General features: G+C 70.8%; 18 protein-coding genes. 8 read left to right on the top strand and 10 right to left on the bottom strand.

The genetic code is table 11. From position 1 onward, the window contains the following. Nucleotides 1-13 precede the first annotated feature (13 nt). The 4 genes from AC1DPN_RS15435 to AC1DPN_RS15420 all read right to left on the bottom strand — a co-directional run bounded on the left by AC1DPN_RS15435 (nucleotide 14) and on the right by AC1DPN_RS15420 (nucleotide 4,729). A complete protein-coding gene (locus tag AC1DPN_RS15435; protein WP_477085654.1) occupies nucleotides 14-949 on the bottom strand; it encodes a carbohydrate ABC transporter permease in 936 nt (311 codons plus the stop codon). Then, nucleotides 946-1,887, bottom strand: coding sequence for a carbohydrate ABC transporter permease (locus tag AC1DPN_RS15430; protein WP_477085653.1), 942 nt, complete (start codon nucleotides 1,885-1,887; stop codon nucleotides 946-948). Before AC1DPN_RS15430 ends, AC1DPN_RS15435 begins: the two co-directional genes overlap by 4 nt. A gap of 245 nt (nucleotides 1,888-2,132) precedes the next feature. Further along, nucleotides 2,133-3,467, bottom strand: coding sequence for an extracellular solute-binding protein (locus AC1DPN_RS15425; protein WP_477085652.1), 1,335 nt, complete (start codon nucleotides 3,465-3,467; stop codon nucleotides 2,133-2,135). Nucleotides 3,468-3,553: 86 nt separating this feature from the next. After that, nucleotides 3,554-4,729 carry an ROK family transcriptional regulator gene (locus AC1DPN_RS15420; RefSeq protein WP_477085651.1) on the bottom strand — a complete coding sequence of 392 codons (1,176 nt, stop codon included), beginning with the start codon at nucleotides 4,727-4,729 and terminating at the stop codon, nucleotides 3,554-3,556. Nucleotides 4,730-4,927: 198 nt separating this feature from the next. Here AC1DPN_RS15420 and AC1DPN_RS15415 point away from each other — a divergent pair, with 198 nt between their 5' ends. Together AC1DPN_RS15415 and AC1DPN_RS15410 are read left to right on the top strand one after the other, a co-directional pair. Beyond that, entirely contained in the window at nucleotides 4,928-5,986 is a 1,059-nt protein-coding gene (locus AC1DPN_RS15415) for an LLM class flavin-dependent oxidoreductase (protein WP_477085650.1), read from the top strand. A gap of 37 nt (nucleotides 5,987-6,023) precedes the next feature. Beyond that, nucleotides 6,024-6,980, top strand: coding sequence for a threonine ammonia-lyase (locus AC1DPN_RS15410; protein ID WP_477085649.1), 957 nt, complete (start codon nucleotides 6,024-6,026; stop codon nucleotides 6,978-6,980). Here the strand turns inward: AC1DPN_RS15410 and AC1DPN_RS15405 are convergent. The 4 genes from AC1DPN_RS15405 to AC1DPN_RS15390 all read right to left on the bottom strand — a co-directional run bounded on the left by AC1DPN_RS15405 (nucleotide 6,977) and on the right by AC1DPN_RS15390 (nucleotide 10,032). Next, complete coding sequence (locus AC1DPN_RS15405; protein ID WP_477085648.1) at nucleotides 6,977-7,630, bottom strand: response regulator; 654 nt, start codon at nucleotides 7,628-7,630, stop codon at nucleotides 6,977-6,979. The two genes, AC1DPN_RS15410 and AC1DPN_RS15405, sit on opposite strands and share 4 nt — an antisense overlap. After that, nucleotides 7,627-8,766, bottom strand: a complete 1,140-nt coding sequence (locus tag AC1DPN_RS15400) for a sensor histidine kinase (RefSeq protein ID WP_477085647.1) — start codon at nucleotides 8,764-8,766, stop codon at nucleotides 7,627-7,629. Before AC1DPN_RS15400 ends, AC1DPN_RS15405 begins: the two co-directional genes overlap by 4 nt. Before the next feature lie 78 nt (nucleotides 8,767-8,844). Next, nucleotides 8,845-9,705, bottom strand: coding sequence for a PfkB family carbohydrate kinase (locus AC1DPN_RS15395; protein WP_477085646.1), 861 nt, complete (start codon nucleotides 9,703-9,705; stop codon nucleotides 8,845-8,847). Between the two features lie 9 nt (nucleotides 9,706-9,714). After that, nucleotides 9,715-10,032 (bottom strand): hypothetical protein, encoded by a 318-nt coding sequence (locus AC1DPN_RS15390; protein WP_477085645.1) that lies wholly within the window; start codon nucleotides 10,030-10,032, stop codon nucleotides 9,715-9,717. Nucleotides 10,033-10,191: 159 nt separating this feature from the next. Here AC1DPN_RS15390 and pgi point away from each other — a divergent pair, with 159 nt between their 5' ends. After that, on the top strand, nucleotides 10,192-11,862 hold the full coding sequence (pgi, locus tag AC1DPN_RS15385) for a glucose-6-phosphate isomerase (RefSeq protein WP_477085644.1): 1,671 nt from the start codon (nucleotides 10,192-10,194) through the stop codon (nucleotides 11,860-11,862). 72 nt (nucleotides 11,863-11,934) lie between these two features. Then, nucleotides 11,935-12,303 (top strand): RNA-binding S4 domain-containing protein, encoded by a 369-nt coding sequence (locus tag AC1DPN_RS15380; RefSeq protein WP_477085643.1) that lies wholly within the window; start codon nucleotides 11,935-11,937, stop codon nucleotides 12,301-12,303. Between the two features lie 199 nt (nucleotides 12,304-12,502). Here the strand turns inward: AC1DPN_RS15380 and AC1DPN_RS15375 are convergent, their stop codons facing one another. Continuing rightward, the gene (locus tag AC1DPN_RS15375; protein ID WP_477085642.1) at nucleotides 12,503-13,381 is read right to left on the bottom strand and encodes a DUF72 domain-containing protein; all 879 of its coding nucleotides are present in this window, start codon (nucleotides 13,379-13,381) and stop codon (nucleotides 12,503-12,505) included. 221 nt (nucleotides 13,382-13,602) lie between these two features. On the opposite strand from AC1DPN_RS15375, the gene AC1DPN_RS15370 reads away from it, so the two are divergent. The 4 genes from AC1DPN_RS15370 to AC1DPN_RS15355 all read left to right on the top strand — a co-directional run bounded on the left by AC1DPN_RS15370 (nucleotide 13,603) and on the right by AC1DPN_RS15355 (nucleotide 15,744). Continuing rightward, nucleotides 13,603-13,923: a hypothetical protein gene (locus tag AC1DPN_RS15370; RefSeq protein WP_477085641.1), complete on the top strand. Its 321-nt coding sequence runs from the start codon at nucleotides 13,603-13,605 to the stop codon at nucleotides 13,921-13,923. A gap of 101 nt (nucleotides 13,924-14,024) precedes the next feature. Next, a complete protein-coding gene (locus AC1DPN_RS15365; protein WP_477085640.1) occupies nucleotides 14,025-14,966 on the top strand; it encodes a DNA-3-methyladenine glycosylase family protein in 942 nt (313 codons plus the stop codon). A gap of 88 nt (nucleotides 14,967-15,054) precedes the next feature. Then, entirely contained in the window at nucleotides 15,055-15,390 is a 336-nt protein-coding gene (locus AC1DPN_RS15360; RefSeq protein WP_477085639.1) for a YciI family protein, read from the top strand. Between the two features lie 114 nt (nucleotides 15,391-15,504). Next, nucleotides 15,505-15,744 carry a hypothetical protein gene (locus AC1DPN_RS15355; RefSeq protein ID WP_477085638.1) on the top strand — a complete coding sequence of 80 codons (240 nt, stop codon included), beginning with the start codon at nucleotides 15,505-15,507 and terminating at the stop codon, nucleotides 15,742-15,744. A 31-nt stretch (nucleotides 15,745-15,775) separates the two neighbouring features. On the opposite strand, the gene AC1DPN_RS15350 is transcribed toward AC1DPN_RS15355, so the two are convergent. Next, on the bottom strand, nucleotides 15,776-16,357 hold the full coding sequence (locus tag AC1DPN_RS15350) for a DnaJ family domain-containing protein (protein ID WP_477085637.1): 582 nt from the start codon (nucleotides 16,355-16,357) through the stop codon (nucleotides 15,776-15,778). Nucleotides 16,358-16,373 lie beyond the last annotated feature (16 nt).

Below are 16,373 nucleotides of genomic sequence, written 5' to 3'. Positions count from 1 at the left end.
CTGCACGCTCACGTCAGCCCTTCACCGCTCCGGCGACGAGGCCGGACGTCATCTTGTTCTGCACGAAGAGGAAGAAGACGATCACAGGAACGGCGATCAGCGCAGATCCGGCCATGACGACACCCCAGTCGGTGGCGCGGTTGGACTCGACCAGGCCCTGCAACCACAGCGGCAGGGTGTGCTCGGTCGGGTCGGTCATGACGACGAGCGCGAGCGTGTACTCGTTCCAGGCCTGCAGGAAGCCGTACACGCCTGCGGCCACGAGGCCAGGGGCGAGCAGCGGGAACGTGATCCGGAAGAAGGCGGCGGTGCGCGACAGGCCGTCGACCATCGCGGCCTCCTCGAGCTCGATCGGCACACCCGCGACGAAGCCCCGCAGCATCCAGATGGTGAAGGGCAGGATCGCCGCGGTATAGACGATGGCCAACCCGACCGCCGTGTTGACGAGGTTCCACCCGTCGAGCATCCGGTACTGCGAGATGAACAGCCCCTCCGCGGGGATCATCTGCACGACGAGGATGACGAGGATGAACGACTTGCGGCCGCGGAAGCGGAACCGGCTGACCGCGAGCGCCGCGAGGAACGCGAAGATCAGGGCGGCGACGAGGACCATCACGACGACCGCGAGCGAGACCTTCATCGCGTCCCAGAACGTCGGGTCGTTCCACACCCGCCGGAAGTTCGAGATCGTCCCTCCGAGCGGGAAGAACGTCGGCTTGGCGGTCTGCAGCTTGTTCAACGGCAGGAACGCGCTGTTGACCATCCAGTAGATCGGGAAGACCCAGGCGATCGCGACGACGACGGCGACGATCCCGAGGACGCGTCGGCCCGAGCGCGACTGCGCACGACCGGACTCGGTCGTCTTGACCTTGGCCTTGCGCCGGACGGCGGGGACCGCGGGCGTGCCCTGCGGCGCCGGGGCGGGCGCTGGTGTGGCGACGGCGCTCACAGCTCGTCCTCCTTCAGCATCTGGCGGACGTAGAAGCCGGTCAGCCCGAGGGTGATGACCAGCATGATCGTGGCGAGGGCTCCGGCCTTCGAGAACTCCCCCGCGTAGGAGTAGATCAGCGTGCCGAGCAGGTTCGTCTCGTGCGTCGGGGCACCGGCGCGCTGGAGGACGTAGATCTGGGTGAACACCTTCATGTCCCAGATCACCTGCAGCAGCAGCACGATCGACAGCACGGGCCGGATCATCGGGATCGTGATGTTCCAGAAGCGTTGCCGCTGCGAGGCGCCGTCGAGCTGGGCAGCCTCCATCGTCTCCTCGGGGACCTGGAGCAGACCGGCGTAGACGGAGAACGCGACGAACGGCACGGACATCCAGACGACGATGACCGTCGCGACGAAGTAGAACGACAGCGGCTGGATGATCCACGAGTGGCCGGCCATCTGGTCGGCCCCGAAGACGTTGGCGAGCACGTAGTTGACGACGCCGTACTGCGAGTCGAAGAGCCACTGCCAGACCGTCATCGACGCGAGGACGGGCGTGCCCCAGGCGAGCAGGAGGGACACCATGAGGGTCATCCGGGCCAGCCGGCTGACGCGCTGCATGAGGACCGCGAGCGCGACACCGATGAGCATCGTGACTGCCGCGTTCACCAGGCAGAAGACGATCGAGCGGACGATGACGGCCCAGACGTACGGGTCGGAGAGAAGCTCCTGGTAGTTCTGCAGACCCACCCACTCGGGCGGTGCACCGAACTGCTGCTTGAGCCCGTAGTGCTGGAACGACGTGATGAACTGGCGGATCAGGGGGTAGCCCAGGGCTACGGCGATCACGACGCTCGCCGGGATCAGCAGTCCGTAGACACCGAGCCTGCGGCGCTTACGGCGTGGGAACACGGGCGCTTCGCCGTCGTGCTCGACCACGGGGGCAATGGCTGCCATGGAAGGAACTCCTGTCTGGTGGCGCGGTCGGGCGCGCCTGCGTCGGCAGGCCCGACCGCACCCGGATCAGGTGGTCGCCGGCAGGGTGGTGTGCCCCGGCGACGACCGATGATCGGAACGACGGTGCGTTCTGCTCGTCTTGCCGTTCTTACCGTGTGTCGGCCGTGTCGAAGGTCGTCCGACCGGCCAGAGGCCTTGCTGGTCGCCCCCTCCTGCGGGAGCGAGATGGCGACCAGCAGAGGCGATCAGTTGAGCGCGTCCTCGATCTGCTGGTCAGCAGCGGCAGCGGCCTCCTTGACGTCGGCCCCCGTCGCGAGCTGCTGGAAGAAGTCCTCCAGGATGCGGTCGCCCTCGACGGTGGCCCAGTTCTCGGCGGCCGGCGTGAGCTTGGCGGCCAGCGCGGCGCTGACAGCGGCCTTGGCGTAGACGTCGTCGCCCATCGATGCGGCGTACTCCGTGTTGCCGGGGATCAGGCCGTTCTGGCCGAGCATGTTCTGGAACTCCTCGGTGAACATGATCTTCAGCAGGCTCTTGGCCAGCTCCGGGTGCTGCGACTTCGCCGCGACGGCGATGTTCGAGCCACCGGCGAAGCCGTTCGCGTACGAGCCCTCGTCGATGCCCGGCAGCGGGAAGACACCGGTGTGCTCCTCGTTGCACGCCTGCTGCTCGGCACGCAGCGCCTGCGCGGCGTCGGACTTGTCGTCCGGGTCCACGGCCTTGTTGCACTGCGGCAGGTCGATGCTCCACCGGGCCCAGGTGGGCGCGGAGAACATGGCGGCCTGGCCGTTGTTGAACGGAACCCACGGCTCGTTGGAGTCGCTGTCGGCCGGAGCCTTGGTCGCCGTCTTGAACAGCTCCTGGACCTGCTCGAGGCCCTTGATCGAGTCGGGCTCGGACAGCGCGCCCTTCCAGGTGTCGCCGTCCTTGACCGCGAAGTCGCCACCGTTGGTGTAGAGCCAGGCGGCGCCGTTGTACCAGTCCTGGCCGGGGAACCAGAAGCCGGAGCCCGCGGGGTTGGCGGCCTGGAGCTTCTGAGCGGCCTCGGTGAACTGGCCGAGCGTGGTGGGAACCTCGACGCCCGCCGCAGCGAACGCGTCCTTGTTGTAGAACACGGCGCGCGCGCCGGAGTAGTAGGGAGCGGCGTAGAACTTGCCGTCCGCGCTACCCGCGTCGACGAAGCCGGGGAGCAGCTTGTCGCCGCCCAGCTCGTCGTACATGTCGGTGATGTCGGCGAACGCACCCGCGTAGGTGAAGGTCGGCGACTGCGTGTTGCCGATCTCGACGACGTCGGGCGTCTGGTCCTCCGAGGAGAGCGCCGTCTGCAGGCGCGGGACCAGACCGTTCCAGTCCTGCTCCTCGATGACGAGCTTCGAGCCCGGGTTCTCGGCCTCGAACGTCGTCGTGAGGTACTCGCGCAGGGCGTCGGGGGTGTCGGTGCCGTTCAGCCACAGCTTGATCGTGGCGGCCTCGGGCGTGCTGGCTGCCGACGAGGTGTCGTCCGAAGCGTCGTCACTGTTGCCGCAAGCGGTCAGCGTGAGCGCGGCCGCCACGCCGACGGCAGCGAAACGTAGGATCTTCACGTTGGGGTTCCTCCCGTGAACGAGACGATCGCCGAGCGGCGTCGCCGGGGGTTTCTTCCGACTTGCAGTGGGCCGGCTGGGGGTCGTCACGAGACCCCCAGCTGGCCCGACAGAACGAGGACCGCCGCACCGGCGAGAGCCCCGTCCTCGTCTAGGGATCCCATCCGCATGGCCAGCCCATCCCCGATGACGGGCATGGTCCGCGCGCGGACGGTGGTGAGCGCCGCGTCCCGCAGAGGTCCGTCCAGCAGCTCCGGCGGACCGGAGAGCAGGACCTCGGCGAGGTCGAGGGCACTGACGACGGGTGCCAGGGCGATGCCCAGCAGCCGTCCGACCGACGCCAGCGCGGCGTCGGACTCTTCAGGGGTGAGACCCGCGATTCGCCGGCGCAGGGCCGGCACGCGCAGCACGGTCTCGAGGCAGCCGGAGCGGCCGCACGCGCAGTCGAGCGGTGGCTCGTCACGCAGGTCGCCGTCCAGCACGGTCAGGTGGCCGATCTCGCCCGCGGCGTGGTGGCGGCCGAGGACGAGGGCTCCGTCGACGACGATCCCGGCGCCCACACCCTCACCGATCGTGACGACCATGCAGCCCGATCCGGCAGCTGACCCGTAGGTGAACTCGCCGAGGGCGCGGGTGTTGGCGTCGTTGGCGACGTGCACCGGGACACCGAGGCGGTCGGTCAGTCGTGTGGCGAGCGGCATCCCGTACCAACCACGGTTGGGCGCCTGGACGACCGTGCCCGCCAGGTCGATCACACCGGGGGACGCGATGCCGACGCCGATGACCGGGCGGGTCGCCGCCGCGAGCAGCTCACGGCAGAGGGACTCCAGCAGGTCCGCTGCCGCCTCCCCCGTGCGCCCTTCGAGCGGCTGCGAGCGCCGCACGACGACGTCACCGACGAGCGTCAGGACGGCACCCAGCAGGCGCGAGTCGTCGGTCAGGTCGACCGCGACGATCTGGAACGCCTCGGTGCGCATGCCGACGAGGGTGGCGGGCTTGCCGACCTTGCCCTCGACGCGGACACCGAGCTCCTCGACGAGCCCTTCGGCGATCAGGTCCGCCACGAGACCGGAGACCGTGACGCGGGTCAGGCCCGTGCTCCGGGCGATGTCGGCGCGGGACGCGTGACCGATGTGGAACAGGTGCGCGAGGACGAGCGAACGGTTGTGCGCACGGGCGTGCTCGGGGAGCACCTTGCCGGTCGGGCGCAGGGCCCGGCCAACTCCCCGGGCCGCGGCGGGCGGCTGCGTTGTCGCTGTCACGTTTGTTAGTAGACCTTCCTTACTAATCCGAGTCAAGCCACTTCGGTGACCGTGATCACATCGTGACCAGGCGTTCACACAGGCGTTTCGTGGGACGACTTTGCGTTAACGCTCACATCCCCGGCCCCTCGCGATGGGCTCTGACCTGCGGTCATGGGTCGCAGCCGCGGGAACAGGCGGGTTCTTCCATGCGTTCGCATGAGCATGGAACTCGGGATGTACACGTTCGGCGACGTCCACCCTGACCCCGTCTCGGGAGCGGTCACGAGCCCGGGGCAACGCCTCCGTGACGTCCTGGAACGCATCCGGCTGGCCGAGCAGGTGGGACTCGACTACATCGGGATCGGCGAGCACCACAGGCCCGACTACGCGATCTCGTCACCGTCGACCGTGATCGCCGCGGCCCTCGCGCAGACGTCGCGGATCACCGTCGGGTCGGCCGTGACCGTGCTCTCTACCGAGGACCCCGTGCGCGTCTACCAGCAGTTCGCGACCATGGACCTCCTCTCCGAGGGCCGCGTCGAGCTGCTCGCCGGGCGCGGGTCGTTCATCGAGTCCTACCCCCTGTTCGGGGCGTCCCTCGACGACTACGACGAGCTCTACGACGAGAAGATCCAGCTGCTCCTGCAGATCGACGCCGCCGAGCGCGTCACGTGGTCGGGTCGCTTCCGGCCCGCCCTCGACGACGCGCTGGTCCTCCCCCGGCCCTTCGACCACCCCGGCCGCGGGCAGCACCTGGCGATCGCGGTGGCGACCGGCGGCAACCCGCAGTCGTCGGTGCGGGCGGGCGTGCTCGGGCTGCCCATCAGCTACGCGATCATCGGCGGCCAGCCGGCCTCGTTCGCACCCCTGGTCGATCTCTACCGTCGCGCGCACGAGCAGTCCGGCCACGACGCCTCGACGCGTTTCGTGTCGGTCGCGGGCATGGGCTACGTCTCCGACGACGGCAAGGCGGCCCGAGACTTCTTTTACCCGTACTGGCTCGACTCGATGCGGCGGATCTCGTCCGAACGCGGCTTCCCGATGCCCAACCGCATCTCCTACGAGTCGCAGGCGTCGCCCGGGGGCGCCTACTTCATCGGGGAGCCCGAGCAGATCGCCGAGCGGATCGTCGCCCTGCACAACGTGCTCCACCACGACCGGCAGGCCTTCCAGATGGACCTGTCCGGCGTCCCGCAGAAGGAGTCGCTCCGCTCGATCGAGCTGCTCGGGACGAAGGTCGCTCCCCTGGTCCGAGAGGCGCTGGGCAACGCCTGACCCTGGGTAGAGTCCCGCACGACCCCCGGAGGCTCCTATGCGGTTGGACCTGGAGCGGATCCACCTCGCACGGACCCAGATCGACCCGCTGTTCCTCGGCACGCCGCAGTACGAGTGCGGTCCGCTGGGCGAGGCGCTGGGGTGCCGCGTGATCCTCAAGGTGGAGACGCTCAACCCGGTCCACTCGTTCAAGGGCCGCGGGACCGAGACCGTGCTGACCCGGCTTCGACAACGAGGGACTGCCGACGCCGTGGTCTGCGCGAGCGCCGGCAACCTCGGCCAGGCGCTGGCCTTCGGTGGGCGCAGGCGCGGGATCCACGTCACGGTCGTCGCGTCGTCGGCCGCCAACCCGCTGAAGATCGAGCGGATGCGAGCGCTCGGGGCCGAGGTCGTCCTGGTGGACGGCGAGATCGAGGAAGCGCTGGCGACGGCCACGGGCATCGCGGCGGACACCGGCGCGTTCCTCGTCGAGGACAGTCTGGATGTCGGCACGTGCGAGGGCGCGGCGACGATCGGGCTCGAGCTCGCTGAGCTGCCCGGTGAGCTCGACGCGGTCCTGATCTCGTTGGGCGCGGGAGCGATGGCCTCCGGGGTCGGCTTCGTGCTCAAGAACCAGCGCCCGGGCACGGAGATCGTCACCGTCCAGCCGGAGAACGCACCTGCCATGACGCTGTCGCTCCGCGCGGGCCGGCCAGTCGAGGTCGGGGCCCCGACGACGATCGCCGACGGTGTCGCCGGCCGCTACGTCCTGACGGAGGTGCTCGAGGATCTCCTCGAGGTCGTCGACGACGCGGTCCTGGTCAGCGAGCGCAGCATCGTCGAGGCCATGCGGCTGCTGCACGCGCACGCAGGCCTCGTGGTCGAACCGGCCGCAGCGCTGGGCGTCGCCGCGATCCTGGAGGGTGGCGGCAGGTTCGACGGCAGGACCGTCGCGACGATCCTGTGCGGGAGCAACGTGTCACCGACGGACTTCGACCGCTGGATGCGCGACTAACCCTTCATCCGGCCCGTCTCGTAGGCCCACATCGCGAGCTCGACCCGGTTCCGCACCGCGAGCTTGCCCATGAGGCTCGCGAGGTGGGTCTTCACCGTGCTCATGCTGATGTGCAGCTCGTCGGCGATCTCGGCGTTGGTGCGCCCGCGGGCGACGGTCAGGAGCACGTCCTCCTCGCGGGCGGTGAGCGGCGAGATCGGCTGCGGCGGCGGGCCGCCACGGGCGTCGGAGAAGGACGCGAGCAGGCGGCGCGTGACGTTCGGCGCGATGAGCGCGTCGCCGTCGGCGGCGGCATGGATCGCCTGCACCAGGAGCTCAGGGCCGGCGTCCTTGAGCAGGAACCCACGGGCGCCTGCGCGCAGGGCACCGTGCACGTACTCGTCGAGGTCGAACGTCGTGATGACGACGACGGCCATCGGGTCCGCGACGGACGGCCCGGCCAGCTGGCGGGTGGCCTCGATGCCGTCGAGCCCGGGCATGCGGATGTCGAACAGGCAGACGTCGGGGCGCAGCCGGTGGGCCATCGCGACCGCGGACCGCCCGTCGACGGCCTGACCGACCACCTCGATCCCCGGCTGCGCGTCGAGGATCATCGTCAGGCCCGTGCGCACGAGCTCCTGGTCGTCGGCCACGAGCACTCGGACGGTCATCGGGACGCTCCTGACTTGGGCAGCACGGCGTCGACCGTCCAGCCGCGTTCGGCGCCCGGCCCGGCCGCGAGGGTGCCGCCGAGCAGGTTCGCCCGCTCGGTCATGCCGATCAGCCCGTAACCCGTCCAGCCGCGGCCACCGGGGTGCGGCTCGCCGTCGTCGGCGACGACCAGCCGGACGTCGTCGTCGGATCCCGTGACGTCAACCGTGATGCGGGTGGCGTGCCGCGCGTGCCGGACCGCGTTGGTGATCGACTCCTGCGCTAGCCGGTACACCGCGGCCCCGACCGTCGGGCGCAGGTCGTCGAGCGAGCCGGTCATCGAGACGGCGACGGGCGGGACGGTCCCGAAGGCCAGCTTCTCGATGTCGTCGACACCCCGTTGCGGCGCCAGGTCGACCTCGTCCCCCTCGCGCAGCGTGCGCACCATGAGGCGCATCTCGCTGAGCGCGCGACCGGCCTCCGCCTCGATCACCGCGAGCGCGTCGATCGCTGCCGTCGGGTCCGTCGCGCCGACGACCTGGCCGGCCTGCGCGCGGATCGCGATCGCGGACACGTGGTGCGCCACGGTGTCGTGCAGCTCGCGCGCCAGCATCTCGCGCTCGAGCAGCTTGACCTGGTCCTTCATCCGGCTGCGCGCGACCGCGCGGTACCGCATGAACCCGCCGATCGCGCAGGGCGACAGGAAGAAGATCGCCTCGAAGACGGTGTCGCTGGGCGTCGTGAAGTGGCCGACGATCCCGACGACGCCCGTGGTCAGGATCAGCGCCATGCCGAGCACGACCTCGCGGCCGCTCCCCCAACGGCAGAGGGCGTACGAGAGCACGAGCACGGCGGCGGTCGTGTAGAGCCCGACCGAGTCGTCGAGACGCCCGAACGCCGCGACGTCGACCGCCAGGATCGAGCCGTACACCACGACGACAGCGAGCAGCGGGCGCGTCCGCCGGAACAGCAGGGCGCCGATCGCGATCAGGGCCAACGGGATGGATACCGCCGCCCACGGGATGTCCTTGCGAACGATCGACTCGACCACCGACAGCACCAGCAGGAGGCCGACCAGCCACCAGTCGCGGGCGACCCGAGCAGGCGCACCCGGGGCACGGGGCACGGCCCAGAGGTGACGGACGGCGGTGATCACGTGTGCAGCCTAGGCAACCGCCGGTGACCTGCGGATCAGCCGATCGAGCACGAGTTCCCTCGGCCGATCGGACGAGGTTCAGCGCCCGACCCAGCCCAGCGCCCCGGGGTGACGCACCGACTCGGACGCCCGCTCGACGCCGTCGCGGATCGCCTCCCCGATGCCGACGCCACGGGCCAGCGACGCCGCGATCGCGCCGTGCAGCACGTCGCCTGCACCCAGGGTGTCGACGACCTCTGCGGGCGGGACGACCGGCGGCTGCACCTCGAACCAGTCGACCGGCGGTCCGCTGAGCCGGACCAGGACCGGGCCTTCCCCGGACGACCGGGCGACGGTCCGTGGTCCTCGCAGGGCGACTGCATCGAGCGGGTCAGCAGTACCCGGCACGGCGAAGTCTCCCGACAGCACCGCGTGGTCGACGTGCGCGAGCAACCGCTCCAGGCCCGGCTTCCAGCTGCCACCGTCGAGCAGGACGGGGACGTCGGCCGAACGCGCGAGGACCTCGGCGGCGCCCAGGTGGTGCCCGTCGACGAGCAGCGCGGTCGCACCCCTCGGCAGCCCCGCTGCTGACGCCGCTACCGCGAGGTCCGCGGTCCCGGTCGCGTTCACCGACACGACCGCCCGCTCGCCCGTCGCCCGGGTGACCAGAACGGTCGACACCGCCGGCGAGCCGGGCGCACCGTCGAGCAGGTCCACCACGTCGACCCCCGCCGCGGCGAGCCCGTCCCGCACGAGGTCGGCAACTGGGCCGCGACCGAGCGCGGTCACGAGGACGGTCGGAACCCCGAGCGCGACAGCCGTGGCGGCGGCGTTCGCCGCCGGACCCCCGAAGGTCACGGACAGGTCCTGCGCGACGAGCTTCTCGTTCGGACCCGGCACGTGGTCGACCACCTGCACGACGTCGAGCGTCGTGAGCCCGCAGCAGACGAGGAGGGTCACGGCGATGCGTCAGGCGGCGACGGCCACGGACGGCTGCCGGTCGACCAGCACGTACGTCACGGCGCCGAGGACCAGAGCGACCAGTGCTACGGACGGCCACGCCCCGAGGTGCGGGGCGAGCAGGTGGGACGCGACGAAGCACACGGCGCCGGTCAGCACGACGAGCAGCACCCGCCACCAGCCCGCGCCGCGAGCACGCACCGCGCACCAGCCGACACCCGCGAGCAGCACGGCCCCGCCGAGGGCCCGGACGTCGGTGACCTGGGCGACCGCGAAGCCGACCACGAGGGTCAACCCGGCAAGGACTGCTGTGGGGACGCGCGACATGCCGCACACCCTATGCACACGCGTCTTGCGTCCGACCCCTGCCGGACGGCCCATGCGACACCCCGTCACGGCGCAATAGGTTGGACCCGAAGCCGGCGCCGCGACCGACCGTCGCGAGCACGTCCAGCCGGCGTACGCCCGCAGAGAGGGAATTCCACCGTGCCCACGCCCCCCGTCGACGCCGCCGCCACCACTGCCTGGCAGGACCTCAGCGAGCACGAGTCGACGCTCTCGCCCGACCTGCGCGCCTGGTTCGCCGACGACCCCGCGCGCGCCACCCGCCTGACGTTCCCGCTCGCCGACCTCACGGTCGACCTGTCCAAGAACCTGGTCACCGACGAGACCGTCGCGCTCCTGCTGCGGCTCGCCGACGAGGTCGGTCTCGCGGACCGGATCCAGGCGCAGCGGCGCGGCGAGCACATCAACGTCACCGAGGACCGCGCCGTGCTGCACACCGCGCTGCGCCGTCCTTCGGGCGCCCAGCCGGCGCTCGTCGTCGACGGCCAGCAGATCGACACCGACGTCCAGGCCGAGCTCGACAAGATGTACGCGTTCGCCGACCAGGTCCGGTCCGGTGCGTGGACGGGCGTCACCGGCGAGCCCGTCAGGACGGTCGTCAACATCGGCATCGGCGGCTCGGACCTCGGTCCGGTCATGGCGTACGAGGCGCTCAAGCCGTACGTGAAGGACGGCCTCGAGGTGCGGTTCGTCTCCAACATCGACCCGACCGACCTCGCGGAGAAGGTCAAGGGCCTCGACCCGACGACGACGCTCTTCATCGTCGCGTCCAAGACGTTCGGCACCCTCGAGACGCTCACCAACGCCCGCCTCGCCCGCACCTGGCTCTGGGAGGCCCTGGGCACGGCCGACGACGACGCGTCGCGCAACGCGGCCGTCGCCAAGCACTTCGTCGCCGTCTCGACGGCCCTGGACAAGGTGGCCGCGTTCGGCATCGACCCGGCCAACGCGTTCGGCTTCTGGGACTGGGTGGGCGGCCGCTACTCGGTCGACTCGACGATCGGCACGTCGCTCGCGATCGCGATCGGCCCCGAGGGTTTCCGCGACTTCCTCGCGGGCTTCCACGCGGTCGACGAGCACGTGGCGACCACGCCGTTCGCGCAGAACGTGCCGGTCCTCATGGGCCTGCTCAACGTCTGGTACGTCAACTTCCTCGGCGCGCACACGCACGCGGTCCTGCCCTACGCGCAGTACCTGCACCGGTTCCCGGCCTACCTGCAGCAGCTCACCATGGAGTCGAACGGCAAGTCGGTCCGCTGGGACGGCACGCCCGTCACCACCCAGACCGGCGAGGTGTTCTGGGGCGAGCCCGGCACCAACGGCCAGCACGCGTTCTACCAGCTCATCCACCAGGGCACCCGGCTCATCCCCGCCGACTTCATCGCCGTCGCCAACCCGGCACACCCACTGACCGACGGCGGCGTCGACGTGCACGGCCTGTTCCTGGCCAACTTCTTCGCGCAGACGAAGGCGCTCGCCTTCGGCAAGACCGCCGACGAGGTGCGCGCCGAGGGAACCGCCGAGGAGATCGTCCCCGCCCGCGTGTTCTCCGGGAACCGACCGACCACGTCGATCCTGGCGTCGTCGCTCACGCCCTCGGTCCTCGGGCAGCTCATCGCGCTCTACGAGCACATCACCTTCGTGCAGGGCATCGTCTGGGGCATCGACTCGTTCGACCAGTGGGGCGTCGAGCTGGGCAAGCAGCTCGCACTCGCGGTCGCACCGGCCGTCCAGGGCGACGCGGCGGCGCTCGCGGAGCAGGACCCCTCGACGCAGGCGCTCATCACGAAGTACCTGTCGCTGCGCGACTGACACCGGTCCTCACACGCGTGTGGGCGCGCCGGCCCGACCGGCGGTGCGCCCACGCGTGAGAGGCTCGCTCACGTGAGCGAGGTGACGCGTGCGCGGGTGGACGCCTGGACCTGGGCCGTCCGCCTGTTCCCGACGAGGTCGGCGGCCGGCGCCGCCTGCAAGGCGGGCCACGTACGCGTCAACGGCGAGCGCGCCAAGCCCGCGACGATGGTGGTGCCCGGCGACGAGGTGCACGTGCGTGGCGGCGAGCGCGAGCGGATCGTCGTCGTGCAGCGGACCGTCGTGAAGCGCGTCGGCGCCCCCGTCGCGGTCGCGTGCTACCTCGACCGCTCCCCCGCGCCGCCGCCCAAGGACCACATCGACCCCGGCACGCGCGACCGCGGCGCAGGCCGCCCGACCAAGCGCGACCGTCGCCTGATCCAGAAGCTCCGCGGCCACTGACCCACTCGGTCCGGCCCGCGCCTGGCACCTGGCACCTGGCACCTGGACGCCAGTCTCTCGGCTCTGCCCGGCCCCATCACGGCGTCGAGACCGTCACTCTGCAACCAGACCGGCAGTTCCACGTGACGGTCTCGGGTCAATGTGACGGTCTCGCGCTCAGACCGCTCGGACCGGGTCGGGTCAGCGACGGCGACCAGGGTCAGGCGGGGTGTGGGCCGATCCCCAGGCGGGCCGCGAGCCCCATCGAGTCGTGCGGGGCGCGGACCTTGGTGTCGTTGTCGAAGTAGACGAACACGTCGCGCTCCGGGACCGGCTCCGCGGGTGGACCGAGCCTCTTGGCGTCCGCGGGCTCCCCGCCGGCCGCCCAGACCTGCACGCGAGCGGCCCACCGATCGAGGGACTCGTCGTCGTACCCGCTGGCGTAGAGCTCCTCGTCGCCGTGCAGGCGTAGGTAGACCAGGTCCGAGGTGACGTCCTCGATGACCGGCCAGCGCCCGTCGGCGTCCGCGACGACGATCCCGATCCCGTGCTCGCGCATGAGCACGACGAACTCGGGGTTCTCGAACGACGCGTGCCGCACCTCCAGCACGTGCCGCAACGGCCGGTCGGCATCGGTCGTCGTCCACGCCCGACCGTCGAGCCGCTCGTCGTGCTCGGCCGCGAACCCCGCCGCATCGGCCGTCGTTCGAGGAAGCAGGTCGAAGAACGTCGCCAACCGGTCCGCGTCGTACCCGAGGTTCGGCGGCAGCTGCCAGAGCACCGGACCGAGCTTGGGTCCGAGCGCGAGCACGCCGCTGGCGAGGAAGTTGGCGACCGGCGTGCGCACGTCGGACAGCTTCTTCATGTGCGTGATGAACCGCGGCGCCTTGATCGAGAACAAGAAGTCGTCAGGGGTCTGTGCGACCCACGTCTGGAAGTTCTCCGGCTTCTGCAGCGCGTAGAACGAGCCGTTGATCTCGATCGACGTCAGCCGGCTCGACGCGTACTCGAGCTCGCTGCGCTGTGGGAGCGACTTCGGGTAGAACGCACCGCGCCACGGCGCGTAGCGCCAGCCTGAGATCCCGGTGCGGATAGCCATGGACGGCATCCTGCCCTGCGGTGGGACACCAGAGGCATCGCCGAAGCGACCGACTCGGTTGGCCCGATCCGCGGGGCTCGGACAGGAGGTCTACGGCTCCGCCACGCCTCCGGGGCCAGACGGGCGGGCGCCCCGAGGTCACTTTGTCCGACTTATACCATTTTGTCCCTTTCGGTTCTAGTGTGAGAGGGCCCTGTTCATTGCCCTCGGAAGGAAGCCCAATGTCGCGCTTGCACCGTCTACTCGTCCTACCTGCCGCAGTCGGTCTGCTCCTCGCCGGCGCATCGATAGCCAGCGCCGGTGAGGTCACCGGTACGGGTGGCAGCACCCAGGGTCCGGCTCACTCCCACTCCATCTGCACCTTCTCCGGCCTCGCCGACGGCGGCGAGGGCGAACCGGCCGGTCCGGGGAACGTCCAGAACTGGGGCCACGCCAAGAGCGCGTTCGGCGCGACCCCGGCCGAGCGCAAGGCGTCTGGCTTCCAGCCCGGCGACTCGTGCAACGGCGCCACGGGCTTCTTCGCCGGTGGTGGCGGCGAGTAGCCACCCCGACTGACGCAGCGGCGGCCCGGAGCCCGGGCCGCCGCTCGTGTCTTGGCCGCGAACGGTGCTCGATCGCCTAGACGCGGGCGCATAGTGGTCACGTGACCTCCGTCGTCGACGCCGACAGCAGCGCGCCGCCGCTCAGCAGCGTCTACCGGCCGGCTCAGCCGCTCGACATGCGGCGCACGTTGCGGAGCCTGCGTCATGGGGCGGGCGATCCCACCTGGTCGTTCGAGCAGGACGGGGGCATCTGGCAGGCGACGCTGACTCCCGACGGTCCGGCGACACGGCACCTGCACCAGAGCTCGGACGGCGTCGACGTGACGACATGGGGCCCGGGCGCGGAGCGGGCGATGGACGGGACGCCCGACCTGCTCGGTCGCCGCGACACCGGCGAAGGGTTCGACTCCCGGCTGCACCCGGTCGTGCACGACGCCCATCGGCGCCTGCACGGGCTGCGGATCCCCCGGTCGGGCAACGTGCTGGAGTCGCTCGTCCCCGCGATCCTCGAGCAGAAGGTGGTCGGCCTCGACGCCCAGGCGTCGTACCGCGCGCTGGTCCGGCAGCACGGGACGGTCGCGCCCGGCCCGGGACCGACGACGCTCCGCGTGCCGCCCGGTGCGGAGACCTGGCGGACCATCCCGGTCTGGGACTGGCGACGAGCCGGCGTCGACCAGCAGCGCGCGGGGACGATCCAGCGAGCCGCGACCGTCGCGCACCGGCTGCAGGAGAGCGTCGACCTGTCGATGGCCGAGGCCTACCGGCGGCTGCTCACCGTGCGTGGGATCGGACCGTGGACCGTGGCCGAAGTGTCCTCGCGGGCGCTCGGGGACACCGACGCGGTGTCGGTCGGCGACTTCCACCTGGCGCACCTGGTCGGCTGGGCGCTCACCGGCAGCCGCACGGACGACGCCGGGATGCTGGCGCTGCTGCAACCGTGGGCCGGTCAACGGCAGCGGGTCGTCCGGCTGATCGAGCTCACTCAGGCGTCGTCGGCACCCCGCTACGGCCACCGCGCGCCGCGCGCACGACCGATGCGCTAGAACTCGTCAGGACAAGAGTGTCGATCCGCCGTGCAGCTCTCCGTCGTGGCGGTGAAGGACAAGGACCACGACCCCACTGGAGGACACCATGCAGTTCCTGATGCTCGTCTGGGACGACCCCACCGCCGAGACCTACGTTGCCGCCGACGACAACATCGAGACCTGGGTCAAGGAGAACGACGCCGCCGGGCGCCGACGCGACGGCGACCGGTTGCAGGCTCCGCAGGACGGGCGCACCGTGCGGGTGCGCTCGGGAAAGCTCCAGGTCACCGAGGGACCGTTCGTCGAGACGCAGGAGCAGATCGCGGGCTTCGACCTGCTCGAGTGCGCGGACCTCGACGAGGCGGTCGCGGTCGCCGCCGAGCACCCGATGGCCCGGTTCGGCACCATCGAGGTGCGCCCGTTCTGGAACTGGAACGCCTGACATCACACGCCGATGGGACGGGGGCCTCGCGTCGCGACGCGGTGGCCCCCGTCCTCTGGCTAGGCTGGCACCAGTCGCAGAGCAGTCGAGCGTGCGGACGAACCGGAGGTTCCCATGAGCCAGCACGGCAACCAGCCACTGATCCAGCACGGTGAGAACGAGAACAAGTCCCCGGGACGCGCCATCTCGTTCTTCTTCCCGATGTTCCTGTTCCTGCTCGGACTGGCTCTGTTCACCGTGGCGTTCAACTACGACGACTGGGGCGCCTGGCTGTTCGTCGGCGGAATCGTGAGCATCGCGTTCGCATTCGCCATCCCGACGACGATCCTGCCGGCCCTCGAGGACCGCGAGTAGGACTCGGCCCGTAGCGAGCACCGGGTGGCGCTCAGCGCCACCACGAACGCTTGCGAGGCTCGACGGCCACCGGCTGCTCGGGCCTCGCTCGTCGTGCGTGCCACGCCGCGACCTCGCGCTCGACGTCGCGCAGCGGGGTGACGACCGGCGGGCCGCCCATCAGCTGACGACGAGCCGCGACGATCCGTGCGTTGAGCTCGGCGAGCACCTCACGCACCCGGGCCTCGTCCCGGAGCGCGTCCAGCCGCTCGTCGAGGGCCGAGTCGTCCTTGCGGAGCTGGATCGCCTCGGGCAGCACGCCCGTGATCTGCTCCCGCTCGATCAGCGCCTTGAGCCACCAGTCCGGGTCGTGGTGCGATCCGATCCCCGGGATGGGCTTGCCGGCGAGCGGCAGGTTGTCGAACTCCCCGCGCGCGATAGCCTGGTCCACCACGCGGTCCACCCACGCCGTCCGGAACTGCATGCGGCCGGCCATGGGCGTCGGCCCGGCGGGCATCTGCTCCTCGCCCTCGCCGTCACCGCGGTCGCGTTCCGCGTCACGGTCGGCCAGGTAGCGCGCCACGTCCAGGGACACGTCGCGGACGGGCTCGGGTGCGGGGTCGGTCTCGCGCATCGTCACCTCCGGCGGT

It is taken from the genome of Cellulomonas sp. P4_H4 (assembly GCF_056400865.1).
The sequence above is the reverse complement of the archived record's forward strand: the minus strand, read 5'-3'. Positions and strand labels throughout refer to the sequence as shown.

Bases quoted from the DNA above. Each gene is read 5' to 3' on its own strand.
- AC1DPN_RS15430 (WP_477085653.1), bottom strand. From the start codon at position 1,887: ATGGCAGCCATTGCCCCCGTGGTCGAGCACGACGGCGAAGCGCCCGTG.
- AC1DPN_RS15415 (WP_477085650.1), top strand. From the start codon at position 4,928: ATGAGCATGGAACTCGGGATGTACACGTTCGGCGACGTCCACCCTGAC.
- AC1DPN_RS15410 (WP_477085649.1), top strand. From the start codon at position 6,024: ATGCGGTTGGACCTGGAGCGGATCCACCTCGCACGGACCCAGATCGAC.
- AC1DPN_RS15405 (WP_477085648.1), bottom strand. From the start codon at position 7,630: ATGACCGTCCGAGTGCTCGTGGCCGACGACCAGGAGCTCGTGCGCACG.
- AC1DPN_RS15390 (WP_477085645.1), bottom strand. From the start codon at position 10,032: ATGTCGCGCGTCCCCACAGCAGTCCTTGCCGGGTTGACCCTCGTGGTC.
- AC1DPN_RS15375 (WP_477085642.1), bottom strand. From the start codon at position 13,381: ATGGCTATCCGCACCGGGATCTCAGGCTGGCGCTACGCGCCGTGGCGC.
- AC1DPN_RS15370 (WP_477085641.1), top strand. From the start codon at position 13,603: ATGTCGCGCTTGCACCGTCTACTCGTCCTACCTGCCGCAGTCGGTCTG.
- AC1DPN_RS15360 (WP_477085639.1), top strand. From the start codon at position 15,055: ATGCAGTTCCTGATGCTCGTCTGGGACGACCCCACCGCCGAGACCTAC.
- AC1DPN_RS15355 (WP_477085638.1), top strand. From the start codon at position 15,505: ATGAGCCAGCACGGCAACCAGCCACTGATCCAGCACGGTGAGAACGAG.
- AC1DPN_RS15350 (WP_477085637.1), bottom strand. From the start codon at position 16,357: ATGCGCGAGACCGACCCCGCACCCGAGCCCGTCCGCGACGTGTCCCTG.